Genomic DNA, 7,117 nt, shown 5'->3' with positions numbered 1-7,117 from the left:
CCCCCCCCCCCCCCCCCCCCCCCCCCCCCCCCCCCCCCCCCCCCCCCCCCCCCCGGGCTCCTACAAGGTTCAGGCGAGCTTCTTGCGAATCCAGTACAGGTACGTACCCGCCTGCTCCTGCTGATCCACCAGCTCGTGGTCCAGGAACACGCAGAACTTGGGAATATCGCGGCGGGTCGACGGGTCGGTGGCGATCACCTTGAGCAAGCCGCCTGGCGGCAAGTCACGGATGTGCTGGTGCAGCATCATCACCGGTTCCGGGCAGTTGAGGCCGGTGGCATCGAGGGTGCCGTCGACGGCGGTGTCAAACATATCGCTCATGGTTCACTCCTGAAACTGGCGTGCATTGTTGCCCAATTTCAGCCGCCTCACCACCGCTCAGGTGGTTTTGCCTGCCGGATCGTAATGCCACCACCACGCAATCGAAGCGATGGGCAGGGGCTCCGTGCTGTCATCCTGCGGTTCTTCTGCAACGTCCGCCCCCACCAGGCAACACGCGCCATCAACCGCGTTGATATAGCGATACCTGGGCGACATCCGATGCCATTGCAACTCACCGCTGATGTAGCAATCCAGGCCTGACAGATAACGCCTCAGCCCGACGCTCGCCTGCCCACGCAAGCTGCGTTGGAGCCGCAGGTACAGCCCCAGGATCCGCTCGCGCATGCGCACCACCGTGACGATTGCGTCCGACGGCGAACAGTCATATTCCCGGCTAACGGCGTCCACCAGGTTGTGCCCTTTCTTGTCCTGGCCACGCATCGAGTCCTTGGGGAAGGAGAACAGGTCGTTATCCAGTACCGCAAAAAAAGCGGCTATTTCCGTCAGCGCCATGACGCGGCGGTCCACCAAGGTTTTTTCACTCAGGCTGACGTTCGGCACCCAGTAGCAGAACATCGGAAACGTCACGCCGCCGCCGCCCATGAGCCGTTGCGTCACATAGTCACTCAGCGTGGGGCGTGGGGCGACGGCTTTCCACATTTCAGCCATGAAGTACGTGCGCAACACCGCGGTCAATCGAGCGGCCTCCCTCGCCGACCCCAGCGCCATCATGCGCCGGCGAATGTCGCGCAACGCCAGCCCATAACGATCGGTGGCGTCCACCGCGACCTCAGGCGATTCCAGCATGCGCTGTATTCGGCTGGTGGCACTGATCAGCGCATTCGGATCGCCACTGGCCGGGCCCTCGTCACAGATCTCATCGTCGTAGGCAAATGTCCAGATCATGTAATCGGTCGCCACTTGCAACCGTGCCAACGGCCCTTGCGGGTAAATCATGCCGCACAGCGGGCCAATGCCGGCAACCGCCAAGCGGTCACGTTGGGCGGTGTCGGGGAAGAGCTTCCACTGCGCCAGCCACTCCAGGCAGGGCTGCTCAATCATTGTCGCCTCGGGATGCGACAACACAGGCAGCGGGCAATAAATGGCCGGGATGACGATGGGTTTCACAGTAAGGCCCTGTCAGCGATTCACACCCTGCTTAAACACCACAAAACCCCCGGCCTGCAAAATGCTCTTTCGCACTAATGGCCCCGCGCAGTATCGCCAACCGATCTCGGCAGCTTGCGCTGAACTCACTATAACTAGCGATGGGCTATATCTTTCAGGATCGGCGCGAATGCTGAGCATGAAGCACTCTTCGATATATACCCTGACTAAGGCTATTCGAAATGACCTGCTTTCCTTCGTAGACGATCAGGGTTCAATACGCCAGCGCTGCAACAGCCGTGGCCTGGAATCCCTATTGATGCTGGCGTTGTTGCGTCGCATGCACTACCTGCCACAGGTACAACGCACGCTGGCCAGGTTTCTGGAACGCTACAAACAACGGGACACGCTGAACCCGCTCGAGCGCTGCCTGATCGCCAATACACCGCCCGCGCACCTCCCGGGAGACGAGCGCAAGCAGTGGATGTTCGTCACCTATTTCGCGCTGATCCACGCCACACCGTACCTGCCAACCGATGACATCGCCCGTATCCGCTACCACGGCCAGGCCTCTTGGGTGTGCCTGACACTGTGCGCGATCAAAATCATCAATGCTCATGGCAACGGGCAGCCGATCAACGCCCAGGACCGCGTTTTTCTGCTCGACCAATTGGCACACGGCAGTGCCAGGGAAGTGTGGGAAGGTCATCTTTCGGCGCACTTGTTGAGCCTGCTGGCGTTGCACGCCGTTGCTCCCCACCACCCCCTGCTGACCCTGGGCATCCATAGCCTGCTCGCGCAGCGCAATGCCGACGGCGGGTTGCCGTTTATCCCCCACATGACAGTCTACCTCAGCGCTTTTGCCGGCCTGGCCCTGAGCAAGACCGGCAGGCGCTCGCCCCGGCTGCGGCAGATCGCCGACTACCTGGAGTCGCAGCAGGCTTTGGACGGGGCCTGGGCCTACACCGAAAGCGTGCGTCAAACCGATATCGACAGCACGTGCCTGGCGATCGAGTGCCTGCAGCATGTGGACCCGGTGCGGTATGCCGCGTCTATCCGGCGTGGGCAGGATTACCTGGCGAGCATGGCCAACCCGGATGGAGGCTTTGCCACCTACCTGCGCCATCACCCTTCCGAAACCACCATGACGGCCAACGTGGTCATGGTGCTGGCGCCCGCAGGGCGAGACTATGGGGAGGTGCTGGATAACGCGCTGGATTTTCTGCGGGGTGCCCAGCACGACGACGGCACGTTCGAGCGCAGTTGGAGCCTGTGCGCGACCTTTGCCATCGCGCGGGTCAGCGCCGCGCTGCGTGTGTCAGGCCGCCCTGGCGAGGCGGTGCTGGCCAGGTCCATCGCCTACCTGCATCAGGCACAAAACCCGGATGGCGGCTGGGGCCAGGTGGCCGGGCAGGCCAGCGACGTGATCAGCAGCGCCCACGCCCTCAGCGCCCTCAGCCACGGGGGCTATTCGGACAGCCTGCAGCGTGGCCTGAACTACCTGAAAAAGCATCGCCACACGCGCCGCCACTTGTTGGCTGACCAGGCCGCACCGAGGCCGATTCCGTATCACTTCCCGGTACTGGCCACGATCTTCACGCTGAACGCCCTGGCCGACGTGCTTACTTGCGCTTCTTCACAACGTCCACCAGTCGACGCAGGTGGCAGGTCACTTCCTCTCGGTCGTGATACAGCTGCTTGCAGCCGATCTCCACGCGAATGCCACGTGCCTTGAAGCCCTCCTCGATGCGTTCGAGCAAGCGCTTCACTTCGGCATAGCGTTGCTTCATCGGCAACTTCAGGTTGACCACCGCCTCGCGGCAATGCCCTTCACCGATCCAGGTTTCCAGCAGCGCGGCGTTGCGCGCAGGTTTTTCGACGATATCGCAGACCATCCAGTCCACCGGCTGCTTGGGCACGAAGGTGAAGCCGTCGGCCATCAGGTGCTGCACCAGGCCGGTGTCCATCAGGCTTTCGGCCATGGGGCCGTTGTCGATGGCAGTCACCAGCATGCCGCGATTGACCAGTTGCCAGGTCCAGCCGCCCGGCGCGGCGCCGAGGTCGACGCCGGTCATGTCGCCGTGCAAGCGCTCATCCCATTGGTCGCGGGGGATGAAGTGGTGCCAGGCCTCTTCCAGCTTGAGGGTCGAGCGGCTCGGCGCTTCGCGGGGGAATTTCAAACGCGGGATACCCATCGGCCACATCGCGGAGTTGTTCGACTCGGCCAGGCCCATGAACACTTCGCGGCCGCTCTTGAAGGTCAGCAGCAGGCGCGGCTTGCTCGGGTCATCCACCAGCTTGCCGGCGTTGAGCAAGGCTTTGCGCAGGTGCACTTCGAACTTCTTGCAGAAATTCGACAGTTCCTTGCCATCGTTGGTGTCGACCATCTCCAGCCACAGGCTGCCACACACCGGAAATTCGCGCAGGTGGGCAAGGATCACGCTGATGCGGTCGGTTTCCGGCAGGTCGATGAACACCCCGCTCGCCCATTGCCGTGGAAAGATCAGCTCGGCAAAACGCTGGCCGTGCATCAGGCGCTGGGCGCCGTCTTCTTCGGTGCAGACGAATTCGGCGCAGGCGCTGCCGGTCTTGGCCTTGGCGTAGCCGGAAACGTTCAGGCGCGCGGCGTGCTCCGCGATTTCGGAACAGACTTCGCCTTCAAAACCCGGGCGGCAGTGCATAAAAAGGGTGTTCATCAACTCTCCAAGTGAATCAACCGACCTTGCGCTGTCGCAATGCCTGTCATGAAAACCCGCGCATGATAACGGACTTCGGAACCTTGGACTCAACGATAGAGTCCAGTTATTAGCCTGCTAATGAAAACAGGGCTAAGTTGATAGCTCTGTTCGTCCCGTCAGGTCCGTAGCCGTGCGGACCATAAGGAGTCGTGTCATGTCATCGCTTGATAGCCTGAGAACCCTTAAGACCCTGCAAATAGACAGCAAGACCTACCACTACTTCAGCCTGCCCGAAGCCGCCAAGAGCCTGGGTGACCTGGACAAGCTGCCGATGTCGCTCAAAGTGCTGCTGGAAAACCTGCTGCGCTGGGAAGACAACAAAACCGTCACCGGCGCCGACCTCAAGGCCATCGCCGCCTGGCTCAAAGAGCGCCAGTCCGACCGCGAGATCCAATACCGCCCCGCCCGCGTGCTGATGCAAGACTTTACCGGCGTACCCGCCGTGGTCGACCTGGCCGCCATGCGCGCCGCCGTGGCCAAGGCCGGGGGCGACCCGCAGCGCATCAATCCGCTGTCCCCCGTGGACCTGGTGATCGACCACTCGGTGATGGTCGACAAGTTCGGTAACGCCGACGCCTTTGAGCAGAACGTCGACATCGAGATGCAGCGCAACGGCGAACGCTACGCCTTCCTGCGCTGGGGCCAGAGCGCCTTCGACAACTTCAGCGTGGTGCCACCGGGCACCGGCATCTGCCACCAGGTCAACCTCGAATACCTGGGCCGCACCGTGTGGACCAAGGACGAAGACGGCCGCACCTACGCCTTCCCCGACACCTTGGTGGGCACCGACTCCCACACCACCATGATCAACGGCCTGGGCGTGCTGGGCTGGGGCGTGGGCGGTATCGAAGCTGAAGCAGCCATGCTCGGCCAGCCGGTGTCGATGCTGATCCCGGAAGTGATCGGCTTCAAGCTCACCGGCAAACTGAAAGAAGGCATCACCGCCACCGACCTGGTGCTGACCGTCACCCAGATGCTGCGCAAGAAAGGCGTAGTGGGTAAATTCGTCGAGTTCTACGGCGACGGCCTGGCCGATTTGCCGTTGGCCGACCGCGCCACCATCGCCAACATGGCCCCGGAATATGGCGCGACCTGCGGCTTTTTCCCGGTGGATGAAGTGACGCTGGACTACTTGCGCCTGTCCGGCCGCCCCGCCGAAACCGTCAAGCTGGTGGAGGCCTACACCAAGGCCCAGGGGCTGTGGCGCAACGCTGGCCAGGAACCGGTGTTCACCGACACCCTGGCCCTGGACATGGGCAGCGTCGAAGCCAGCCTGGCCGGGCCGAAGCGTCCGCAAGACCGTGTGGCGCTGCCGAATGTGGGCCAGGCATTCAGTGACTTTCTCGACCTGCAATTCAAACCCGCCAGCAAGGAAGAAGGTCGCCTGGAAAGTGAAGGCGGTGGTGGCGTTGCCGTGGGCAATGCCGACCTGGTGGGCGAAACCGACTACGAGTACGACGGCCACACCTATCGCCTGAAAAACGGCGCGGTGGTGATCGCGGCGATCACCTCGTGCACCAACACGTCGAACCCCAGCGTGATGATGGCGGCCGGGCTGGTGGCGAAAAAGGCCGTGGAAAAAGGCCTGACCCGCAAGCCGTGGGTGAAAACCTCGTTGGCACCCGGCTCCAAAGTGGTCACCGACTATTACAAAGCGGCGGGCCTTACCCAGTATCTGGATAAGCTCGGCTTCGACCTGGTGGGTTATGGCTGCACCACCTGTATCGGCAACTCCGGGCCGCTGCCCGAGCCGATTGAAAAAGCCATCCAAAAGGCCGACCTGGCCGTGGCGTCGGTGCTGTCCGGCAACCGCAACTTCGAAGGCCGCGTGCATCCACTGGTGAAAACCAACTGGCTGGCTTCGCCACCGCTGGTGGTCGCTTATGCACTGGCCGGCACGGTGCGCATCGACATCAGCAGCGAACCGCTGGGTGAAGGCAAGGACGGCAAACCGGTGTACCTCAAGGACATCTGGCCGAGCAGCCAAGAGATTGCCGACGCTGTAGCCCAGGTCAGCACTGGCATGTTCCACAAGGAATACGCCGAGGTATTTGCCGGTGACGAGCAGTGGCAGGCCATTGAAGTGCCACAGGCGGCGACTTACGTGTGGCAGAAGGATTCCACCTATATCCAGCATCCGCCGTTCTTTGACGACATTTCCGGGCCGTTGCCGGAAATCAAAGACGTCAAAGGCGCGAATGTGCTGGCCCTGCTGGGGGACTCGGTGACCACCGACCACATCTCCCCCGCCGGCAACATCAAGACCGACAGCCCGGCCGGGCGCTACCTGCGCGAGCAAGGCGTGGAACCGCGCGACTTCAACTCCTACGGCTCACGCCGGGGCAACCATGAAGTGATGATGCGCGGCACCTTTGCCAACATCCGTATCCGCAACGAAATGCTCGGCGGTGAGGAAGGCGGCAATACGCTGTACATCCCGACCGGCGAGAAGATGGCGATCTACGATGCCTCGATGAAATACCAGGCCTCGGGCACGCCGCTGGTGGTGGTCGCAGGGCAAGAGTACGGCACCGGCTCCAGCCGCGACTGGGCCGCCAAGGGCACCAACCTGCTGGGGGTCAAGGCGGTGATCGCCGAGAGTTTCGAGCGGATTCACCGCTCCAACCTGGTGGGCATGGGCGTGTTGCCGTTGCAGTTCAAGCTGGATCAGAACCGCAAGACGCTCAAGCTGACGGGCAAGGAGAAGATCGACATCCTCGGACTGACCGATGCCGAAATCGAGCCCCGGATGAACCTGACACTGGTGATTACGCGGGAGGATGGCCGTAGCGAGAAGGTAGAGGTGTTGTGCCGGATTGATACGCTTAACGAAGTTGAATACTTCAAGGCGGGGGGGATCTTGCACTACGTGCTGCGCCAGCTAATCGCCTCGTAAACCTGTAGGAGCCCGGCTTGCCGGCGATGGCGATCTTACGGACGCCATCGCCGGC

Annotated in this window: 5 protein-coding genes; 2 read left to right on the top strand and 3 right to left on the bottom strand. The window is 62.3% G+C overall.

Going from position 1 to position 7,117, the window contains the following annotated elements:
- Positions 1 to 69 precede the first annotated feature (69 nt).
- On the bottom strand, positions 70 to 321 hold the full coding sequence (tusA, locus tag AC07OV_RS23430) for a sulfurtransferase TusA (RefSeq protein ID WP_176995328.1): 252 nt from the start codon (positions 319 to 321) through the stop codon (positions 70 to 72).
- A 57-nt stretch (positions 322 to 378) separates the two neighbouring features.
- A complete protein-coding gene (locus AC07OV_RS23425) occupies positions 379 to 1,383 on the bottom strand; it encodes a terpene synthase family protein (protein WP_256349810.1) in 1,005 nt (334 codons plus the stop codon).
- Between the two features lie 364 nt (positions 1,384 to 1,747).
- On the opposite strand from AC07OV_RS23425, the gene AC07OV_RS23420 reads away from it, so the two are divergent.
- Positions 1,748 to 3,163 carry a prenyltransferase/squalene oxidase repeat-containing protein gene (locus AC07OV_RS23420; RefSeq protein ID WP_495093080.1) on the top strand — a complete coding sequence of 472 codons (1,416 nt, stop codon included), beginning with the start codon at positions 1,748 to 1,750 and terminating at the stop codon, positions 3,161 to 3,163.
- On the opposite strand, the gene rlmM is transcribed toward AC07OV_RS23420, so the two are convergent.
- Entirely contained in the window at positions 3,051 to 4,124 is a 1,074-nt protein-coding gene (gene rlmM / locus AC07OV_RS23415) for a 23S rRNA (cytidine(2498)-2'-O)-methyltransferase RlmM (protein ID WP_494998729.1), read from the bottom strand. The genes AC07OV_RS23420 and rlmM overlap by 113 nt on opposite strands.
- Positions 4,125 to 4,320: 196 nt before the next feature.
- Here rlmM and acnA point away from each other — a divergent pair, with 196 nt between their 5' ends.
- Positions 4,321 to 7,062: an aconitate hydratase AcnA gene (gene acnA, locus AC07OV_RS23410; protein ID WP_495093079.1), complete on the top strand. Its 2,742-nt coding sequence runs from the start codon at positions 4,321 to 4,323 to the stop codon at positions 7,060 to 7,062.
- The last annotated feature ends 55 nt before the right edge of the window (positions 7,063 to 7,117 follow it).

This window comes from Pseudomonas sp. GW821-FHT09A09 (genome assembly GCF_059418405.1).
The sequence above is the reverse complement of the archived record's forward strand: the minus strand, read 5'-3'. Positions and strand labels throughout refer to the sequence as shown.